The organism is Pseudobdellovibrionaceae bacterium, from assembly GCA_019637875.1.
GTDB lineage: Bacteria > Bdellovibrionota > Bdellovibrionia > Bdellovibrionales > Bdellovibrionaceae > JAHBUW01.
The window spans coordinates 90,573-108,175 of record JAHBUW010000002.1; the positions used below are offsets into that span (position 1 = coordinate 90,573).

The following is a 17,603-nucleotide window of genomic DNA, read 5'->3' on the forward strand; positions in this document are numbered from 1 at the left end:
GCGGAATGATCTCCGCACGACTTTTTAAACTCCTCAAAGAGACTAGAGGAGAGATACACAGTGCGAGGACCACGGTCTTTAGATTCGTCAGGTATTGAAGCCAGAACTCTTTTCTTTGTTTTCATGAAGCAAGGATAGAGCATGAACTTTATACATGTATATATACGTACAACTATACGCTCAGCATCATCATGATAAAATGATGCTGGAGGTTGGATGAAATCAAATCTAAACGGGCTTAAAAACTCACTTACTAGGGCCCTAAAAATCATAGATGCTGGAATCGAGAATGAAATCACCTCAAGTATGGCACAAGCGATAAACTGTGAGCTCTCGGCGTCATGCCTATCAATGGTGTCTGTTCGAGATGATATCGTACGCTCTCATCGCATCATCGCAGTGACGAAATCCCGTATGAAAAGCGAGCGACTTGTTTTTGTAGATAACGTCAAAACCAAAGTCGGCCGCTTCGCCACACGCTTTGAAAACGTGTGCTATATGAGAAGTCGAGTTGAACGCATTCCTCCTGAGGATAGAATCGCCAACTTTGAAATCCGTTTCTGCAAGAGCACAAACATTTACATCGTGAAGGTCGAAACGACTAAATTCGGATCTTGCTCAGTACGTATTCCTAAATACGACAAGTATGGCGTTCGCCGGGTTTTCGAACGCCTCAAAATATCTTGGAAGCAAACCCATGAGTCCGCATTTACAGGAGTGGCAGAGTTGTCAGAATTCTTTATCGGAGAGAATTTGCTTCCCACGGCCAAAGTGATTGAGATTTCGTCCGCAAATCCTAAGTCTGGAGAACGTACCAATTAGATCCTGTGCGTTTAGGAAAGATTAATCACATTAATTAGAATGTGAATGTCTTGAGGTCTCATTCTACAAGTCCGATTGAATACACATGAGATTTCTCACATATGCTTTGCTGCTTATTCTTGTGGGATGCAAGACCACTCAATACGGGTTCAGAGTTAAGGCACTTGCGCGCGAACAATCCGTTGGAGAAAAGGCGTTCGTTATCTGTGTGAATGATGACGATTCGGAACTTCAGCGAGACGAATATAAGCGTCAAGCCGAAGTGGCTCTCGCCGATGCAGGCTTTAGAATCGTCAGATCGATCGCCGAATCTGATGTGGTTGTGGCATTCACCTAATCACTCAAATCGAAAGACATTCTTGCATCACGGCCTGTTTACAACTGGGTCGCGCCACAGCAGTATAACGTTACAACAACTTACAACGGTTGGGGCTCACTCAACAATTACACGCGGAACTCCACAGTTCGGGAAGCTGGCGTTGGTAGAATGGAGTATGCAGGCTCCCAAACCTACACAGAAACGTTCTACGGTCGGAGCCTAATGCTCGCGGCGAGAAGGACTGCCCAGCTTGACCCTGAAGGTAAAAAGCCTCTTCCTCCTGTGATATGGGAGACAACAATTACTTCAGTAGGATCCGACGGACAGATGAGGGTCGTGATGCCAGCGCTGTTTGTGGCTGGAGTGAACTACTACGGCCGTAACTCTCAATCTACGCATGAATTCACGTTTAGTGCCGAGGATAAGCGCCTTAAAGCGCTTCAAGAACGCGCTAACGGTATAGTCCGAAACCGAGAGCCTGCGGACCAAGACACGAAACCTAAACCGAGGTCTAACTTTGAGACGTTTTACCCCTGTGGGTAAACTTGTGAGTTGGAAGAATCCTCAACTCGTAACTGCTTGAAATGTCGTTTAATAAAAAAAAATTGGCGGACAGGGTGAGATTCGAACTCACGGTTGCCTTGCGACAACGACAGCGTTCCAGGCTGTTGGATTAAACCACTCTCCCACCTGTCCGCGGCGGTCATGGAACGAAGCTTATTTGGTAACATGGGCGCGCAAATGCGGGCAACTGCTACTTCCGATTCGGAAGTGAACCGGGACGCATGTCCACGGGCCACGAAACGGTGAGCTTTCGGGCAGGCTCGCGCCATGACGCAGGCCAACGTTTTGACCCTCTCACGAAGCTCTGGTTAAACCATTCCATGGTTCAACAAAAGTCGATCGATTTCCTGCTCGGAAAATACTCTTCCTTCTCCGTCAAACTCCCGTCCGCGCACGTTGTCCTCGGCTCTGGCTTCGGTCAGGCGTTGGATGCGCTTCCCGCAAGCGAGTGGGAACTCAAAGGCGAGATTCCTTTCGGCGAAGTGCCCGGTCTGACGGCATCGACCGTTCCCGACCACGCCGGCCGCTACCGGGTTTATCTGCACAAACCCACCGGCAAAGCCGTGCAGTTCCAGATGGGACGCCTGCACGGCTACGAAGGCCACAACCCCCGCGCCATCGTGCAGACCGTGATGATCCCGCGTTGCTGCGGCATCGAGAACTTCCTGCTGACCAACGCCGCCGGCGGCCTCGACACGAAAATGAATCCCGGTGACGTCATGGTCATCAACGACCACGTCAACATGACCGGCTCGAATCCGCTGATCGGAGAAAATCCGAAATGGCCCGACGGCCGCGAACTCGGTCCCCGCTTCCCCGACATGGGGAACACCTACCAGCCCGCTTGGCAAAAAGCGCTGCGCACGCGCCTGGAATCGCAAAAACTGAAAGTCCACGACGGCATCTACATGGGCCTGATGGGTCCCGTTTTCGAAACGCACGCCGAAGTGCGCCTTTACGCTCAATGGGGTATGAAAGCGGTCGGCATGTCCACCGTCTGGGAAGCGATCGTGCTGAAACACTCGGGCGCGAAACTCGCGGGCCTTTCGCTGATCTCGAACCTGGGTGCGGGTCTGACCGATCAGCATCTCGATCACTTCGTGATCCTCGAGACCTGCCGTAAATCCGCCGCGCAGATCATCGCGGGCGTCGGCGAATTCCTGCGCGACGAGGTCTTGAAGTGAAACCCCGGTTCGAGCTCGGACTCCGCGTCGACTGGTGTCTGACGATGAAGAACGGCTCGACCGAACCCGTACGCAACTTCTTCGTCGGCGTGAACGAAGGGCGCATCACCGCGGCCCGCCCGTTCAAACCTGCCGACCGCAAAGCCTGCCGCAAATTCATCGACCGTAAAAACATGGTGCTCATCCCCGGGCTCATCAACGCGCACACGCATCTGCCGATGACGCTGTTCCGCGGACTCGAGGACGACGTTCCCCTCAAGGTGTGGCTGTTCGACTGCATTCTTCCGCTCGAGGCCGCACTCACGTCCAAAGCCTTCGTCAAGGCCGGCACCGAGCTGGCCCTTCGCGAATGCATCCGCTTCGGCACGACCACCGTCAGCGACATGTACTTCTTCACTGCGGCGTCGGCCGACGTCTGGGATAAGGGCGGACTGCGCGGCATCTTCACCCAAGCCTTCGCCGACTTCCCGATCCCCGAGGACAAAGTCTACGGACCCGATCGCGAAAAACGTTTCTTCGACTTGCGGAAAAAATATCGCGCGCATCCCCGCATCGACATCGGCGTGGCCCCCCACGCCCCTTACAGCTGCTCGGACGAAACCTTGCGCCGCATGGGCGAACTTTCGCGCCAGGAAAATTGTCTTCTGCACATCCACGTCTCGGAAGCCGCCCACGAGAAACCCGACAGTCTGGAAAAGTATGGGGAAAAACCCGTGCACCGCCTGAAACGCCTGGGCGTTTTGGGTGAGCGCACGGTCGGCGCGCATTCGGTACACCTCGATGACGACGAAATCGAGCTTTACCGCGAGACCGGCACCTCGCCGATCTACAATCCCGACTCGAATTCGAAACTCGCTTCGGGTGTCGCCCCGCTGCCGAAATATCTGGACGCGAAAATTCCGGTGGCCCTCGGCACCGACGGCAGCGCCAGCGCGAACGATCTGTCGATGTTCGGCGCGATGGACGTCGGACTGAAGATCCAGAAGCTCTTCCACGGCGACGCCATGGCGCTGCGCGGACCCGACGCACTTCGCATGGCGACCATCGACGGCGCCCGCGCGTTGGGACTGGAGGACCGCATCGGCAGCATCGAGGAAGGCAAATGCGCGGATCTTGTCTGCGTGGATCTGAACTTCCCCCATCTGCAGCCCGTGCACGATCTGGTCAGCCAGCTGGTCTACGCGGCGAACGGCCTTGAGGTCGACACCGTCGTCTGCCACGGACAAGTTCTGCTGAAGGACAAACAGTTCGCGAAACCCGCGCACCGGAAGATCCCCCCGGCCGTGGAGAGCTTCCGCAAAAAAATCCAAAAGCATCTGCAAACATTGAAGGCCGAATCGTGAATCAAGCACGGATCGTCGAGATCTGCCGACGTCTGCACCAACGGAATCTGCTTTCCGCCGCCGACGGGAACGTCAGCCTGCGCGTTTCAGATAACGAGATCTGGATCACGCCCAGCGGACTCAACAAAGGCTTCATCGACCCCGAAGATCTCGCCTGCATCGACATCGACAACCGCGTGATTCAAGGCCGTCCCAGCGGCGAACGACTGATGCATCTCGAGGTCTACCGCACCTGCACGGAGGCCAAGGCCATCGTGCACGCGCACCCACCAACCGCGATCGCATGGTCCATCGCGCGTCCCGAACTGACCGAACTTCCCGCCGACACCATGTCCGAAGTGATCTTGGCCGTCGGCCGCGTGCCCATCGCGCCCTACGCGCGGCCCGGAACGCAGGCCATGGGCGATGTTCTGCGCCCCCTCGCGCCCGCGCACCGGGTGATGATCCTGGCCCGTCACGGCGCGCTCTCTTGGGGCGAAAGCCTGGATGAGGCCTACAACGGCATGGAGCGCCTCGAAGCCATCGCGCAAATCCTGAAAGCCGCGCACGAACTCGGCGGTCTGACCTCGCTTCCCAAGGAAGAAATCGCCGCACTGAAAGCGATCCGCGCGCAAATGGGACCGCAAACCTTATGAAACGTGAATCCCTCGCGCTCAAGGTCGACGGGGAACGGCTGCGTGTCCTCGATCAAACGAAGCTTCCCCACGCCGAGGAGTGGATCGAGATCGACTCGGTCGCCACGATGGTCGCCGCGATCCAGAAGCTCGCGGTGCGTGGCGCACCCCTGATCGGCGTCGCGGCCGCACTGACGCTGGCTCGCGAGGCGAAGCTCGGCAAACCCCCGCAAGCGCTTCTCACCTCCTGCGCGGAACTGCGCGCCTCGCGCCCCACCGCCGTGAACCTCATGAACCTGCTCGACGAGATGAGGACAAAGTTCGAGACCGGCGGCCACGATCCGCAAATCCTGATCCAACTCGCGGAGCATTTTTTCGATGAAGACGTCGCCATGTGCGAGCGCATGGCAAACAACGCGCAAAAGTACATCCAAGACGGAGACCGCATCCTGACCCATTGTAATACGGGTGGCCTGGCCACCGTGGGGCTGGGCACGGCACTGGGCGGAATCAAGAAGGCGCACGCCCTCGGCAAAAAGATCCACGTCTACGTCGACGAAACCCGTCCGCTACTTCAGGGCGCGCGGTTGACCACTTGGGAACTCGCGCAGGCGGGCATCCCTTTCACGCTGATCACGGACAATATGGCGGGCGCCGCGTTTCAAGCCGGGATGATCGACAAGGTCTTCGTCGGCGCCGATCGCATCACCGTCAACGGAGACGTCGCCAACAAAATCGGAACATATAGTGTCGCCGTACTCGCCAAACACCACGGGAAAGACTTTTTCGTCGTCGCTCCCCGAACCACCTTCGATCTCGCCATGAAAGAAGGACGCGAAATTCCGATCGAGCAACGTCATGCCCGTGAGGTTTTAGGAAACCTTCCCGCATCGATCCCCGCTTGGAATCCGTCTTTCGATATGACTCCCGCGCACCTGATTCGAGACATCATCACGGATTCGGTTTAAGAGGATTACTTCCCAAATCTCGGAATGACACGCCCAGAACGACGAGGTTCGTTACCGAGCGGTTTCCCTCCCCCTAAGAAGGGATCGTAACTCGTAATCGACTTTCGCCCGGCCGACAATGAACTCAGAACGTTGGAGGATTTCATGTCGGAGATTAAAAAAATTCGGATCCTGATCGTAGACGATGACCAAGAGATCCGGACCACACTGCGCGAACTCATCCGACTGATGGGCCACGAATCCTCGGCGGCCGAAAACGGACGCGAAGCCCTGAACATGGTCGCTCACTGCGACTTCGACATGATCCTGACCGACATCCAAATGCCGGTCATGTCGGGCCTCGAGCTCTTCCATGAAGTGAAATCCCGCAATATCCCCGTCGTTTTGATGACCGGTTTTTCGGCTCTGGTCGATATCGGCAAAGCGACCGCCATGGGTGCCGCCGACTTTCTTTCGAAGCCCTTCGGTGCCGACGAACTGAAAAATTCGATTCGCCTGGCGACTTCGGTTCGCGCGGCCGCCGAACGCACTCCGGAAGAAGTCGATGCCGAGTACGTTCGTATCTACGTCCCCGACTATTTGAATCTGGGCCAGAAATCGATGGATATCTTCGCGCGCACTCCGGAAGGCTCTTTCGCTCGCGTCGCCCGCGCCGACAATCATCAGTCGATTTTCCGTTTGAATGGATTTATCGAAAAAGGTCTGCGCTTCCTTTACGTCCGTAAAGAAGACTACGCCGAGTACATGGCGTTCAATCTGAAACTCGCGAGCACAAGCCCGAGCGCGCGCCGCCCGTCTTCGATCACCGAAAAGATGCAATTCCTACGCGAATCCATCGACAACGATATGGAGCGCACCTATTCGGCCGCCGTTCCCCGCGAACTTTTCGAATACGCGAAGTCCGTCGTCGAGGGATCGCTGCAACTCTGCCTCGAAAACGATGTGCTCTTCCAAATGCTGCAATCACTTCGTCAGCAACACGAACGCTCTTTCGTGCGCGCCCTGGGCGTCGCGGCCTACTCGGTTCTGGGCGCGAAACAAGTCGGTTGGAACGGTCAAAGCGCCGCTTTCAAAATGGCACTGGCGGGAATCCTGCACGACCTGGGAAAAATCGATCTTCCCTCGGAGCTCATGCGCAAACGTCGCGCCGACTGCAATCCGGAAGAACGCGGCGTTTACGAAAGCCACGTCGTGCGCGGTCGCGACCTTCTGCGCGAAATGCCTTTCATCACCGAAGAGATCGTTCAAGCCGTCGCCAGCCACCACGAAAACAACTCGGGCACCGGTTACCCCATGCGCCTAACCCGCATCCGCATCCACCCGCTGGGACGTATGCTGCACGTTGTGGACACCTTCTGTGACGAAATGATGGCTGATCCCGCGGGAAGCCTGTTGAACCCCATGCAGGTCTTCTTGAACATCTATGCCGATCACGAAGAGGACTTCGAAGTGGGATTCATCCGCGCGATTCTGGAGATCTTCCGCATCCCGATTCCGGAAAAGCTCCGCAAAGTGCAGAGCCACCTGGAAGCGAAAGCCAAAACGGAGTAAGAGCGGCGGCGACGCCGGCACGACCCGCTGGTCTAAGCTTGCACGACCCGCTGGTCGATCCGCCCGAAGAGCGGGTTGCCATCCGGAGTTTCCATCCAGATTTCGACGCGGTCGCCGACCTTCATGTAGGGCGTGACCGGTTTTCCGATTTCGATTTGCTCGAGCGTGCGTTTCTCGACGATGCAGCTGGAGCCCGCGCCGTCCTTATCGTTCGACACCGTTCCCGAACCGATCAATGAGCCCGCCGCCAGATTGCGCGTCTGCGCCGCGTGCGCGATCAGCTGACCGAAATGAAAGAACATCTCACCGGCGTTCGCTTGACCGAAAAACTCATCATTCCAGCGGACATTCAAAGGCAGGTGCAGACGTCCGTCTTTCCACGCCACGCCCAGCTCGTCGGGCGTCAACGCGAAGGGCGAAAGCGCCTTCGTCGGCTTCGAAACGAAAAACCCGAAACCCGACGCCAGCTCCGCCGGAATCAATCCGCGCAGCGAAACGTCGTTGATCAGCACGACCAGACGGATTTTCTTCAGCGCCTCTTCGGGCGAAGTTCCCATCGGCACGAAGTCCGTGATCACGCCGACCTCGGCCTCCATATCCGTGCCGTGGTCGAAGCTGCGTTGGGGAATGCCCTCCAACGGAGAAAGGAATTGGCCGCTTTCCGCTTGGTACATGAGGGGAACGGTTTCCAAAGTCTCGGGCAAGGCCGCATTGCGGGCTTTACGCACGAGTTTGATGTGATGAATGAACGCCGAGCCGTCGGCGAACAGCCACGTGCGCGGCAAACAAGCCATCAGCGCTTCGGGCTTCACGTCGAAGGTCCCCGGGGCCGTGCCCGCCTTCAGCTGCGCATCGAGTTCGCGCAGGCGGGGTTCGCACTCCGCCCAGCGCTCGACCGCTTCCCGCAGTGAAGAGGCGATCGAGGTCGCCTTCACCGCGCGTTTGAGATCGGAGGTGGCCAGAATCAACTCGCCGTCGAATTTTCCGGGAACTTTCAAACTTGCGAGCTTCATGGGCCGCCCTTTCTTTGGATCAAATCAATCAGTCAAAAGTGATCATCAGGTTCGCCATCAGCGAACGTCCGGACTTCACGTCTTTCGCGACATCCGAAAGCATGGTTTCGTAATAAACTTCGAAACCCACTTGCGGCGCGACTTTGAAGCTACCGCCGAACTGGAACGACAACGGCGAGCCATTCACTTCCGCGCCCGCGCAGTCACCGCCAGGGCAAGACTTCGACAATCCCAACGACACCGCGGGTCCCGCGAAGACGCCGCCGTAATCGCTGAACTTCCACAGCACGCCGGCCGGAATTTCGAAATAGGTCATACGGAACTCGTCGTTCAGAACCGCGGGCGTCGCGATGCTGTACTCATAAGAACGTTGCGTCGCCAAAAATCCGGTCCGCAGCTGCAAAGCGCCGGTCATGTCGAATTTCGCGATCACGCCCGCCTGGAAGCCGGTTTTGCCCGTGATTTTGACGTTGTTATTGCCATCGGCGTTATCGGCGCGCGCGCCCACGACGATTCCGACGTCTTGCGCGAAGGCCGAAACCGAGAACAGCGCACCCACCAGGCCCATCGCGATCTTTGTCATCATATTCGTTTTCATTTCGACTCCTCTTTCGCGCCGAAGCGCTAGTTGTTTTGGGTCGTCTTCAGTTTACAATGCGAGCACGGGGAGTCCAAGATGTCTGACTTTGCGCTCTACAACTATTTCCGCAGTTCCACGTCTTACCGTGTCCGAATTGCCATGCATCTGAAAAGCCTCAGCTTCCAATACCATCCAGTGCATCTTTTGAACAACGGTGGAGAACAACACACTGCGGAGTATCGGCAACTCAACGCCGCGGGCGAAGTTCCCACCCTGGTTCACGGAAATTTCAAGGTCGCGCAGAGTATGGTTATTTGCGAGTACCTCGATCAAATCCGTAACACCCCCCGCCTTTTCCCCGAAGACGTCCAAAAGGCCGCATCGGTCCGCCAGTTCTGCGAAAACATCAACTGCGCCCACGCCCTCACGAATCTAAAGACCATGCAGTACCTCGAAAAGAACGCGGGTCTCTCCGCCGAGGCGCGTGGCGCCTGGCTTCAGCACTGGGGACATCAGAATTTCGCGGTCATCGAGAAGTGGATCGCCCAGCATGGTGGGACTTACTGTTTCGGCGACGAGGTGACGGCCGCCGACGCCTTTTTGCTGCCGCTCGTCTTCTGGGCGCAGCGATTCCATATCGGACTCGAAAACTATCCCGCCGTTCGCCGCGTGGTCGCGAACTGCGAGAAACTCGAAGCCTTCCGCAAGGCGCATCCCTACCGTCAGGTGGACACGCCCCCGGAACTCAAGATCGATTAACGATCCAGTGGCAGCGTCATCATGATGTCGCCCGCCGCTTCGGTGTAGTCCGCGTCGGCCGCGTCGCCGGTGAACTTGATCCGAATCGTCATCACGATATCCGCGCTGAGGCGGTTATTCGAAAGCGTCTGCACGACGGTCGATGCGTCGTATTCGTCGTTGTAGACCGAACCGACTTCGATCTTCTGACGAGCCGGACCGACCCAGTCCTTGATGTCCGCGTCGACGTAGTAATAACCCGAGTTGTTTCCGCACAAATACATCGACGAAGCTTTGGTGCCGCGCTTGCCTTCGAACACCAGCGCGCCGACCTCTTCCCCGCGCGGATTGCGGATACCGATGCGTTCGTCTTTGGGGATTTCATCGATACGGCCCGCCGTGTAGCGGTCCTTGTAGCAAGGAGCGATGGACCCTTGAACGGCGGCGAAAGCCGGAGCGGTCAGAACCAGGGTCAACAGCGACATCAGAATTTTCATGGAACCTCCATTAGTGAATCGAGTAACACCCTTCGGGCTACCCATCCCCCAACGGAGAGTCAAAAGCCGCGTCCCCCAAGGTTTTGGCGGCTGTAATTTTGTCTTGTGCAGTCCTAAAGCGCCCCAGATTTCTAGAAGAGCGGCAGGCCGACCTGAACAAGTCCTAAGGAGTTCTCGCTGCCCGGAGAGAAGGTCGCCTTCAAACTCAGCGGGAAAACCGAAGACTCCAGCGCCAGGCTCAACCCCACGCGCCGCATTTCCGTCAGCACGCCCCGGGTCTGATCGTCGTGACGGAAACTCATGAACTGCACTCCCGGCGTCAGGTTCCATACGTTCAGATCCGGACGCAGCAACTGGAATTTCCAGCCCAGACCGTAGGCGCTGAACGACGGATTGCCCGAGAAGCCTCCCGCATACGAAAGACGTAAACGATCCCAAAAGTCGATGTCGAGTCGCGCGCCCCAAAGTTCACGCTCATCGCTCAAGCCTTGGCTCTTCACGCCGAGCGAAGCCCAGAACAGACTCAGGCGCGAATTGTGACCGGCCTTCATCCAACGGATCTCTCGATCGCCGGTCTTCGCGTGCTCGGCGCGAAATTCCGCAATGGAGTTCGCATGCGCCGCGAAGCCGATCAAACCCACAGTGGGACCAACACGTTTGCGACTGACGACGCCGATGACTTCCCCCGCCGGATTCAGAAGGGGGCCGCCGGAATTTCCGGGCGTGAGCGAAACGTCCGTCAGCAAATCTTGTTCACCGAGTCCCGAAACGATGCCCGACGAAACCAAATACACTTCTTCTTTTTCGAACAGATACTGGGCGTCCCACGCCGTCGCCCGCCGCGCGGGGTGACCGATGGTCACGATGGGCGATCCGACCTTCGCCGAATCCACGTTCGGGGCGACCTTCAAGGTGGGGATCGTCTTTTTCGTCGTGAGACGCAGCAGCGCCAGATCGCGATCCCGGTCCATGGCGACGACTTTCACCTCTTCGGTCAGAAACTCGGCCGCCGGCGTTTTGTCTTTGTCGTCCTTCTTGCCCGCCTCGATGCGCGGAAGTGCGTCCGACCAGGCGACCCGCACGGGACGCAGGCGATCCACGCAGTGCGCGGCGGTCAGGATCAGATCCGGTTCGATGAGCGCGCCCGCGCAGTAGCCCGAGCTCATGAAAAGCAAAGGCACGGAAGCTTTGGACTTTTCAAAAACCGGCGACCAATCCTGCGCGAACGCGGGTACCGCCAAGAAAAGCGAAATGACGATCAATTGGACGCGATAAAAAGAAAATTCCATTTATCCACCACCGGGACGAAGAGGAAAACGAGCACGCTCGTATTGGTCCACAAAAAGAAACCGAGCCAACCCTTCTCGCCTTCCGAACGTAGAAGCTTGAAGAAGTCCCACACGACTTTCACCGCGAACGGCACGACGAACAAAATGTACATCCAGCTCGCGTTCACGAACCAAGGCGACGCGATCGCGAGCCCCGCGTACAGAAAGGTGTAAAGCCCCATGTGGTAAAGTGTGCGCCGCACGCCGAGCGCCGCGGGAAGCGTCGGCACCATCCCGGCTTGGTAATCGTTCTTAAAACGCAAAGCCAAGCACCAGAAATGCGGCATCTGCCACAGAAACAAAATCGCGAACAGGTAAACGGACTCCGAGTTGAAGATCAGATCGGTGTTCGCCGCGTACCCGATCGTCACGGGAAGCGCTCCCGGAATCGCGCCCGGAACCGCGCCGAAGACCCACTTCGGCTTCCACCAGTAAGTGTAAACGCCGTTGTACAAAACCACCGTGAGCCAACCGAGGCCCAGGCTCAGCAGCGAAATCTCGGCCAGCATCCCCGAGCCGATCAGCAGATACGTCACGGCCAGAATCAGGCCCGCCGCGGGTTTGAGTTTCCCCGAAGCGATCGGACGCTTCTGCGTTCGCGGCATCAGACGGTCGATTTTGTATTCTTGAACTTGATTGAGGGCGAGCGAACCCGAGCTCAGAAAGTAGAGTCCACCGAGCAAGGTCGCCAGATGTTGCCAAACGAAGGGATTTTCAAATTGGAAACTCGTGGCGTAACCGGCAAGCCCCGTCAGCACCACGAAAATCACGATCCCGAACTTCGTCAGATCCGCATAGAGCTTCCACATGCGGGCAACCTAGGCCGAACAAGCGCTTGAGGCAACCCGTACGGTCCAAAAAGAAAAACCGCGTGGGTCGCACGCGGTTTTTCGTTCGAACAAATGAAAGCGACGTCTAGAAAAGCGTGTTGCTTTGCAGAACGCGCGAGAACGTATCCAGAGCGCAAAAGAAGAAGAGCAAAGCCAGACCCATGAAGCCGGTCGCGAAGATGATCCGGTTGCCCTTCGTATCGTATTTCAAACCCATGAAGTAGCCCATGACCATCAGGGCCTTCACCAACGCGATCCCGAACGCCACGGGAACCGCCAGGGCCCCCAGGTGCACGAACTTCGCGGTCACGACGGTCAACACCGTCAACGCCACCAGCGCGAGCAGAATTTTCGTCAGCAGCGCGGCCGGCACGATGTGGTGAGCGTTTGCGTAGTTTTCAACTTGGGGCTGTCCGCCCGCAGAGTGTCCGTGATTCGATGCCATCGTTACCCCACCAAGTAGAGAAGCGGAAAGAGGAAGATCCAGATCAAGTCGACGATGTGCCAGAAGATCCCGACACCTTCGACCGCCGTATAGTAGTGGGGATCGAACTCACCGCGCAGATTGCGGATCAAAACCCACGTGATCAGCGCCATCCCGATCAAAACGTGCGTTCCGTGCAGCCCCGTCATCGAGAAGTAGAAACCGAAATACATCCCCAGATTCGTGATGTGCGCGAGCTCCGGGTGCGCGGCCAGATCGTACGAGAAGAAACGTCCCGGCAGCAGGCCCTCGTGAATCTTGTGGGTATACTCGAAGTACTTCACGACCATGAAGATCGCTCCGCAAATCAGCGTCACGATCAAATGTTTGGTCGCGGCGCTGTTTTTACCGGTCTGAATCGAGTTGATCGCCATCGCCATCGTCCACGAGCTCAGCAGCAGAACGCAGGTGTTGAACGCGCCCATCCGCCAGTCGAGGAAGGTCGCGCCCGCGTGGAACATCTCGGGGTAGACCATCGCGAACATGAAATAGCCGACGAACAGGCCACCGAACATCAGGATCTCGGTGACCATGAACAGCCAGATCCCTTCTTTCGACGACACGAACTCGTGGTCCGCGTTCCGGAAGTGATGGGCGTAATGATGCTTGTGATCGGTGGGTGCGTGCGTATTACTTGCCATATTCGTAAGGTCCTGCGGTGACGACGGGTTCTACATCGAAGTTATGGTGAGTCGGCGGAGAGGGCAACGTCCATTCGAGAGTCTTCGAACCCCAGGGATTCGACGGCGCTTTTTCACCGCGCATCAGACCATCGACCATCACCCACAGAACGACCAAGAAGCCGAGTCCGATCGTCCATGCGCCGATCGACGAAACTTGGTTCAAGGGCTCGTACGCGGGCACGTAGTCCGCGTAACGACGGGGCATCCCCATCGAACCCAGGATGAATTGCGGGAAGAAAGTCACGTTGAAGCCGATGAAGATCAGCACCCACGACAGACGCGCCAGGCTTTCGTTGAACATCTTCCCGAACATTTTCGGGAACCAGTACAGGAAGCCACCAACGAGCGCCATCAGCGTTCCGCCGACCATGACGTAGTGGAAGTGCGCGACGACGAAGTAAGTATCGTGGAAGTGGACGTCCAAACCGACGGTCGCCAGCATGATTCCGGTCACCCCGCCGATCGCGAACAGGAACAGGAAGCCCATCGCGTACAGCATCGGCGAAGCGAAGCTGATCGAGCCGCGGTACATGGTCGCCAGCCAGTTGAACATTTTGATCGCCGTGGGGACCCCGACGAGCATCGTCAGGAACGAGAACACGACGCCCGCCAGTTCCGACTGACCCGAAACGAACATGTGGTGACCCCACACGAAGAACGAGACCGCCGCGATCCCCAGCGAAGAGAACGCGATCGCCGTATAACCAAAGATGGTCTTACGCGAGAAGCAGGTGATGATCTCCGACACGATCCCCATCGCGGGCAGGATCATGATGTAAACCGCCGGGTGGGAATAGAACCAGAAGAAGTGCTGGAACAGGACGGGGTCTCCGCCCAGGGCGGGGTCGAAGATCCCCACACCGAAGATGCGCTCCGCCGCGATCAAGAGCAGCGTGATCGCGAGAACCGGCGTCGCCAGGACCTGCAGGATCGCCGTGGAGTAGACCGCCCACACGAAGAGCGGGATACGACCCATGGTCATGCCGGGAGCGCGCAGCTTGTGCACGGTCACGATCATGTTCAGACCCGTCAGAACCGACGACATCCCCATGATGAAAGCCGCGACGACCATCGAAACGACCGCGGTGCCGGTCGTGATCGAGTAGGGGGTGTAGAACGTCCAACCGGTGTCGATCTTCGAAGTGAAGAAGGTCGAAATCGCAAGCAAGGCCCCCGCCATGAACACGTACCAGCTGGCCAAGTTCAGTCGCGGGAAAGCCACGTCCTTCGCGCCGATGTGAATCGGCAAGAAGAAGTTCCCCAAGATCGCCGGAATCCCCGGGACGATGACCATGAAGACCATGATGGCCCCGTGGTAAGTCATGATCTGGTTATAAGTGGAGGGTTCGAAGTAGTTCCCGGTCCGGAAGAGTTCCAGACGGATCAACATCGCCGCGATACCGCCGACGAGGAAGAAGAACAGAATCGAAACCATGTACAGCAGGCCGATCCGTTTGTGGTCCAAGCTCGTGAACCAGGATTTCAGCCCTTTGAATTCGTTGATGTAGTTCAGTCCGTTTGCGCTTGCCATGGAGATCTCCGCTTACTGCAGCGTTTTAATAAACTCGATAAGTGCCGTTACTTCGTCTTCCTTCAGGGCCCCTTGGAAGGTCGGCATCACGCCCTTCGGGAAGCCGGTCGAGATCTGAGCGTTCGGCTCCATGATCGACTGACGGAGGTAGTTTTCATCGACGTCGACGGTGCCGCCCTCGATCGGGTGACCTTTCGCGCCCCACAGACCTTTCCAGGTCGGGCCCGCGCCTTTTTTACCGTCGATCGAATGGCAGGCCATACACTTGCCGGCCCAGATCTTTTGACCGCGTTCGGTCATCGGAAGATTCGCATCGTTTTCCAGGATCCAAGTTTCGTATTCCGCTTGGGGAACCACGCGGACCTTCGCGAGCATCCGCGAGTGCATGTCACCGCAGTACTCGGTACAGAACACTTGATAGTCGCCGACCTTTTCCGCGTTGAACCAGAGCGCCGTGTACATGCCGGGAACGACGTCTTGTTTGATCCGCATGGACGGAATGAAGAACGAGTGAAGGACGTCGCGCGAACCCATGATGAGTTTCACGGGTTGCCCCACGGGAACGACCATCTCGCCCGAAGTGGTTTTACCCGACTTGTATTCGAAGTCCCACGCCCACTTGTAACCGGTGACGTGAACTTCCAGCGCGTTCTCGGGCATCTGACGCATTTGATGATAGACGTACCAGCCCCAACCGAACATCACCAGGAAGAGAACCAGCGGGATGAACGACCACAGGAACTCCAGCGCCGTGCTGTGGCTGATGTAAGGAGTCTTGTCGTTCGCGGTCTTCCGCTTGTACTTCAGCGCGAAGAAGATCATTCCACCGATCAAAATCACGCAGCCGATAAAGCTGGTGATCAGCAGGAACGAGTACAGATTATCGAACTGACGGGCGATGTCCGTCCCGGCCGGCGGCATGAAGTTGCTGGCCTGAGCCTGGTTCAATGTTGCGAACAACCATTTCATACGATGCTTCTCCCCGAACTCAAACTTTGGTCTGTCTGGATTTCAGCCACTGCGGCACCAGTAACGCCGCCATCACCAGCACGATCAAAGCTCCGCCCAATTGCACGAGGCGGAAAGCCGCCAGCGTGTATTTGCTTTGCTTCGGATCGTACATGAAGCAGTACCAGATCATTTTATCGACGATATTTCCGATTTTACCCTCGGTCGCTTCCGACAGCGCGAGCTTCATGTCCTTGGCGTCGAACATGATTCCGTGCAGGTAACGCGTGATTTTTCCGGCCGGCGAGATCAGGACCGCCGCCGAAGCGTGCGCCCACTCGTTGCTGGCCGCGTCCCAGCGATATTTGAAGCCGATGTCTTTCGTAATTTGATCGATCGTCTCTTGCGAGGCGGTCAGGAAGTGCATTCCTTTTTGTCCGGGCTCTTGGCGCTCGTACAAATTGACGTAGTTCACTTTTTTCGCGGCCGCGAGGGCCGAACCCTCTTTCGGATCGAAGCTCAAAGCCACGACTTCGAATTTGTCGCCGGGATTCCAGTCCACACCCTTCAGCGCTTCGACCACGCCGTTCATATGGAAGTTACAAAGACCGGGACAACTATAATAGATCAGCGAGAAGATCACCGGGCGGCCCGAATGGAAGTACTCGGCGAGCTGCTTCGTCTGGCCGTTTTCGTCGATCACGGGAAGCGAAAGACTCAGCTTCGCGCCCAGGTTTTCGGTGATGCCGATGCCTTCGGTCCCGCGCGCCGCCTGCTCGGCCGGCAACGACGGGGGCTTCGCCTCATAGGCGTGCCCGGCGCTCGCGCCGAAAACCAAGATGGAAAGAAGAGCGGCGGACAAATGCATTCGTTTACTTCGCTGTCTTCGCGAATTCCGCGAGTTTTGCGGGATCGTCGACCTGTTTATCTTGAGTGATCGATTCGATGAATTGCACCAGCGCCCAACGGTCCGCCGGTTTGAAGTGCGCGTACGAAGCCATCGAAGAACCCTCGATGCCTTCGGTGATCGCGTTGAAGTGACCGATGAAACCGCCGCCTTTTTTCCAGCCGCCGGTCACCAGGTTACGAGGCTTCGGATTCAAAGCCGCGCCCGAAGGACCGTCGCCTTTTCCTTCGTTCCCGTGGCAAAGCGCGCAGTTCTGCGCGAAGAGTTTTTTACCGTGCGCGACCATGTCTTCGTTCGCGACCCAAGGCTCCGCGATCTTCGAGATATCCACCACTTTGGCGAGCTCTTCACCCGAAGGAGGGAGTTGAATGTTCTCTCCGAGATCGACGCCTTTGTTCACGACGACGAGGTAGAAGAAGAAGACGCAGACAAAGGCCATCGAAAAGATGAAAGCCAACATTCCGCCGCGATTGAATTGATCCTGATTCTCAGCCATTAAAAACCTTCTCAAAGCGAGGGCATAACTTCAGAGCAATACTTCTAGAGACTGGTGTCGCTCCGCATTCATTAGGTGATCAAATGCAAAGTATATGAAAAGGCACTTGACGGCAAGAAGGCAGAGCCGAGCTTCAAGACCGATTAACAGACCGCATCGAACATGCACGCGAGTTCAGCAGTTCCGAATGAGAGCGATATTCA

At 57.0% G+C, this 17,603-nt stretch carries 19 protein-coding genes and 1 tRNA gene; 8 read left to right on the plus strand and 12 right to left on the minus strand.

Translation table 11 applies throughout. The features are described from left to right. Positions 1 to 216 precede the first annotated feature (216 nt). Both KF767_03145 and KF767_03150 read left to right on the plus strand, forming a co-directional pair. Positions 217 to 822 carry a hypothetical protein gene (locus KF767_03145; GenBank protein MBX3016861.1) on the plus strand — a complete coding sequence of 202 codons (606 nt, stop codon included), beginning with the start codon at positions 217 to 219 and terminating at the stop codon, positions 820 to 822. An 85-nt stretch (positions 823 to 907) separates the two neighbouring features. Beyond that, on the plus strand, positions 908 to 1,159 hold the full coding sequence (locus KF767_03150) for a hypothetical protein (GenBank protein ID MBX3016862.1): 252 nt from the start codon (positions 908 to 910) through the stop codon (positions 1,157 to 1,159). Between the two features lie 588 nt (positions 1,160 to 1,747). On the opposite strand, the gene KF767_03155 is transcribed toward KF767_03150, so the two are convergent. Continuing rightward, positions 1,748 to 1,837: transfer RNA gene (locus KF767_03155), tRNA-Ser, on the minus strand. Between the two features lie 188 nt (positions 1,838 to 2,025). Here KF767_03155 and KF767_03160 point away from each other — a divergent pair. From KF767_03160 to KF767_03180, 5 genes are all read left to right on the plus strand, one after another. Beyond that, the gene (locus tag KF767_03160) at positions 2,026 to 2,889 is read left to right on the plus strand and encodes a purine-nucleoside phosphorylase (GenBank protein ID MBX3016863.1); all 864 of its coding nucleotides are present in this window, start codon (positions 2,026 to 2,028) and stop codon (positions 2,887 to 2,889) included. After that, positions 2,886 to 4,232 (plus strand): amidohydrolase, encoded by a 1,347-nt coding sequence (locus KF767_03165; GenBank protein MBX3016864.1) that lies wholly within the window; start codon positions 2,886 to 2,888, stop codon positions 4,230 to 4,232. Before KF767_03160 ends, KF767_03165 begins: the two co-directional genes overlap by 4 nt. Continuing rightward, positions 4,214 to 4,867 (plus strand): class II aldolase/adducin family protein, encoded by a 654-nt coding sequence (locus KF767_03170; protein MBX3016865.1) that lies wholly within the window; start codon positions 4,214 to 4,216, stop codon positions 4,865 to 4,867. The genes KF767_03165 and KF767_03170 overlap by 19 nt, the downstream gene beginning before the upstream one ends. Continuing rightward, complete coding sequence (gene mtnA / locus KF767_03175; GenBank protein MBX3016866.1) at positions 4,864 to 5,814, plus strand: S-methyl-5-thioribose-1-phosphate isomerase; 951 nt, start codon at positions 4,864 to 4,866, stop codon at positions 5,812 to 5,814. The genes KF767_03170 and mtnA overlap by 4 nt, the downstream gene beginning before the upstream one ends. 144 nt (positions 5,815 to 5,958) lie before the next feature. Further along, on the plus strand, positions 5,959 to 7,365 hold the full coding sequence (locus KF767_03180; protein MBX3016867.1) for a response regulator: 1,407 nt from the start codon (positions 5,959 to 5,961) through the stop codon (positions 7,363 to 7,365). A 32-nt stretch (positions 7,366 to 7,397) separates the two neighbouring features. Here KF767_03180 and KF767_03185 read toward each other — a convergent pair whose 3' ends face one another. Together KF767_03185 and KF767_03190 are read right to left on the minus strand one after the other, a co-directional pair. Beyond that, a complete protein-coding gene (locus tag KF767_03185; protein MBX3016868.1) occupies positions 7,398 to 8,378 on the minus strand; it encodes a fumarylacetoacetate hydrolase family protein in 981 nt (326 codons plus the stop codon). Between the two features lie 28 nt (positions 8,379 to 8,406). Further along, the gene (locus tag KF767_03190; protein ID MBX3016869.1) at positions 8,407 to 8,976 is read right to left on the minus strand and encodes an outer membrane beta-barrel protein; all 570 of its coding nucleotides are present in this window, start codon (positions 8,974 to 8,976) and stop codon (positions 8,407 to 8,409) included. Between the two features lie 78 nt (positions 8,977 to 9,054). Between KF767_03190 and maiA the strand changes: the two genes are divergently transcribed. Continuing rightward, positions 9,055 to 9,717, plus strand: coding sequence for a maleylacetoacetate isomerase (gene maiA, locus KF767_03195; GenBank protein MBX3016870.1), 663 nt, complete (start codon positions 9,055 to 9,057; stop codon positions 9,715 to 9,717). On the opposite strand, the gene KF767_03200 is transcribed toward maiA, so the two are convergent. The 9 genes from KF767_03200 to KF767_03240 all read right to left on the minus strand — a co-directional run bounded on the left by KF767_03200 (position 9,714) and on the right by KF767_03240 (position 17,400). Further along, on the minus strand, positions 9,714 to 10,193 hold the full coding sequence (locus KF767_03200) for a hypothetical protein (GenBank protein ID MBX3016871.1): 480 nt from the start codon (positions 10,191 to 10,193) through the stop codon (positions 9,714 to 9,716). The genes maiA and KF767_03200 overlap by 4 nt on opposite strands. Positions 10,194 to 10,324: 131 nt before the next feature. Continuing rightward, positions 10,325 to 11,482, minus strand: a complete 1,158-nt coding sequence (locus KF767_03205; GenBank protein MBX3016872.1) for a trypsin-like peptidase domain-containing protein — start codon at positions 11,480 to 11,482, stop codon at positions 10,325 to 10,327. Next, the gene (locus tag KF767_03210) at positions 11,452 to 12,330 is read right to left on the minus strand and encodes a protoheme IX farnesyltransferase (protein ID MBX3016873.1); all 879 of its coding nucleotides are present in this window, start codon (positions 12,328 to 12,330) and stop codon (positions 11,452 to 11,454) included. Before KF767_03210 ends, KF767_03205 begins: the two co-directional genes overlap by 31 nt. A gap of 106 nt (positions 12,331 to 12,436) precedes the next feature. Then, the gene (locus tag KF767_03215) at positions 12,437 to 12,796 is read right to left on the minus strand and encodes a cytochrome C oxidase subunit IV family protein (GenBank protein MBX3016874.1); all 360 of its coding nucleotides are present in this window, start codon (positions 12,794 to 12,796) and stop codon (positions 12,437 to 12,439) included. 2 nt (positions 12,797 to 12,798) lie between these two features. Continuing rightward, the gene (locus KF767_03220; GenBank protein ID MBX3016875.1) at positions 12,799 to 13,476 is read right to left on the minus strand and encodes a cytochrome c oxidase subunit 3 family protein; all 678 of its coding nucleotides are present in this window, start codon (positions 13,474 to 13,476) and stop codon (positions 12,799 to 12,801) included. After that, entirely contained in the window at positions 13,466 to 15,049 is a 1,584-nt protein-coding gene (ctaD, locus tag KF767_03225; protein MBX3016876.1) for a cytochrome c oxidase subunit I, read from the minus strand. Before ctaD ends, KF767_03220 begins: the two co-directional genes overlap by 11 nt. 12 nt (positions 15,050 to 15,061) lie before the next feature. Continuing rightward, the gene (gene coxB, locus KF767_03230) at positions 15,062 to 16,018 is read right to left on the minus strand and encodes a cytochrome c oxidase subunit II (protein MBX3016877.1); all 957 of its coding nucleotides are present in this window, start codon (positions 16,016 to 16,018) and stop codon (positions 15,062 to 15,064) included. A 19-nt stretch (positions 16,019 to 16,037) separates the two neighbouring features. Then, entirely contained in the window at positions 16,038 to 16,865 is an 828-nt protein-coding gene (locus KF767_03235) for an SCO family protein (GenBank protein MBX3016878.1), read from the minus strand. Positions 16,866 to 16,869: 4 nt separating this feature from the next. After that, positions 16,870 to 17,400, minus strand: coding sequence for a c-type cytochrome (locus KF767_03240; GenBank protein MBX3016879.1), 531 nt, complete (start codon positions 17,398 to 17,400; stop codon positions 16,870 to 16,872). Positions 17,401 to 17,603 lie beyond the last annotated feature (203 nt).

What these genes read in the sequence shown, in the direction of transcription:
- KF767_03210 (MBX3016873.1), bottom strand. Translation starts at nt 12,330, where the DNA reads ATGTGGAAGCTCTATGCGGATCTGACGAAGTTCGGGATCGTGATTTTC.
- KF767_03145 (MBX3016861.1), top strand. Translation starts at nt 217, where the DNA reads ATGAAATCAAATCTAAACGGGCTTAAAAACTCACTTACTAGGGCCCTA.
- KF767_03190 (MBX3016869.1), bottom strand. Translation starts at nt 8,976, where the DNA reads ATGAAAACGAATATGATGACAAAGATCGCGATGGGCCTGGTGGGTGCG.
- KF767_03185 (MBX3016868.1), bottom strand. Translation starts at nt 8,378, where the DNA reads ATGAAGCTCGCAAGTTTGAAAGTTCCCGGAAAATTCGACGGCGAGTTG.
- mtnA (MBX3016866.1), top strand. Translation starts at nt 4,864, where the DNA reads ATGAAACGTGAATCCCTCGCGCTCAAGGTCGACGGGGAACGGCTGCGT.
- KF767_03235 (MBX3016878.1), bottom strand. Translation starts at nt 16,865, where the DNA reads ATGCATTTGTCCGCCGCTCTTCTTTCCATCTTGGTTTTCGGCGCGAGC.
- KF767_03150 (MBX3016862.1), top strand. Translation starts at nt 908, where the DNA reads ATGAGATTTCTCACATATGCTTTGCTGCTTATTCTTGTGGGATGCAAG.
- KF767_03205 (MBX3016872.1), bottom strand. Translation starts at nt 11,482, where the DNA reads ATGGAATTTTCTTTTTATCGCGTCCAATTGATCGTCATTTCGCTTTTC.
- KF767_03200 (MBX3016871.1), bottom strand. Translation starts at nt 10,193, where the DNA reads ATGAAAATTCTGATGTCGCTGTTGACCCTGGTTCTGACCGCTCCGGCT.
- KF767_03220 (MBX3016875.1), bottom strand. Translation starts at nt 13,476, where the DNA reads ATGGCAAGTAATACGCACGCACCCACCGATCACAAGCATCATTACGCC.
- KF767_03160 (MBX3016863.1), top strand. Translation starts at nt 2,026, where the DNA reads ATGGTTCAACAAAAGTCGATCGATTTCCTGCTCGGAAAATACTCTTCC.
- KF767_03180 (MBX3016867.1), top strand. Translation starts at nt 5,959, where the DNA reads ATGTCGGAGATTAAAAAAATTCGGATCCTGATCGTAGACGATGACCAA.
- ctaD (MBX3016876.1), bottom strand. Translation starts at nt 15,049, where the DNA reads ATGGCAAGCGCAAACGGACTGAACTACATCAACGAATTCAAAGGGCTG.
- maiA (MBX3016870.1), top strand. Translation starts at nt 9,055, where the DNA reads ATGTCTGACTTTGCGCTCTACAACTATTTCCGCAGTTCCACGTCTTAC.
- KF767_03215 (MBX3016874.1), bottom strand. Translation starts at nt 12,796, where the DNA reads ATGGCATCGAATCACGGACACTCTGCGGGCGGACAGCCCCAAGTTGAA.
- KF767_03240 (MBX3016879.1), bottom strand. Translation starts at nt 17,400, where the DNA reads ATGGCTGAGAATCAGGATCAATTCAATCGCGGCGGAATGTTGGCTTTC.
- coxB (MBX3016877.1), bottom strand. Translation starts at nt 16,018, where the DNA reads ATGAAATGGTTGTTCGCAACATTGAACCAGGCTCAGGCCAGCAACTTC.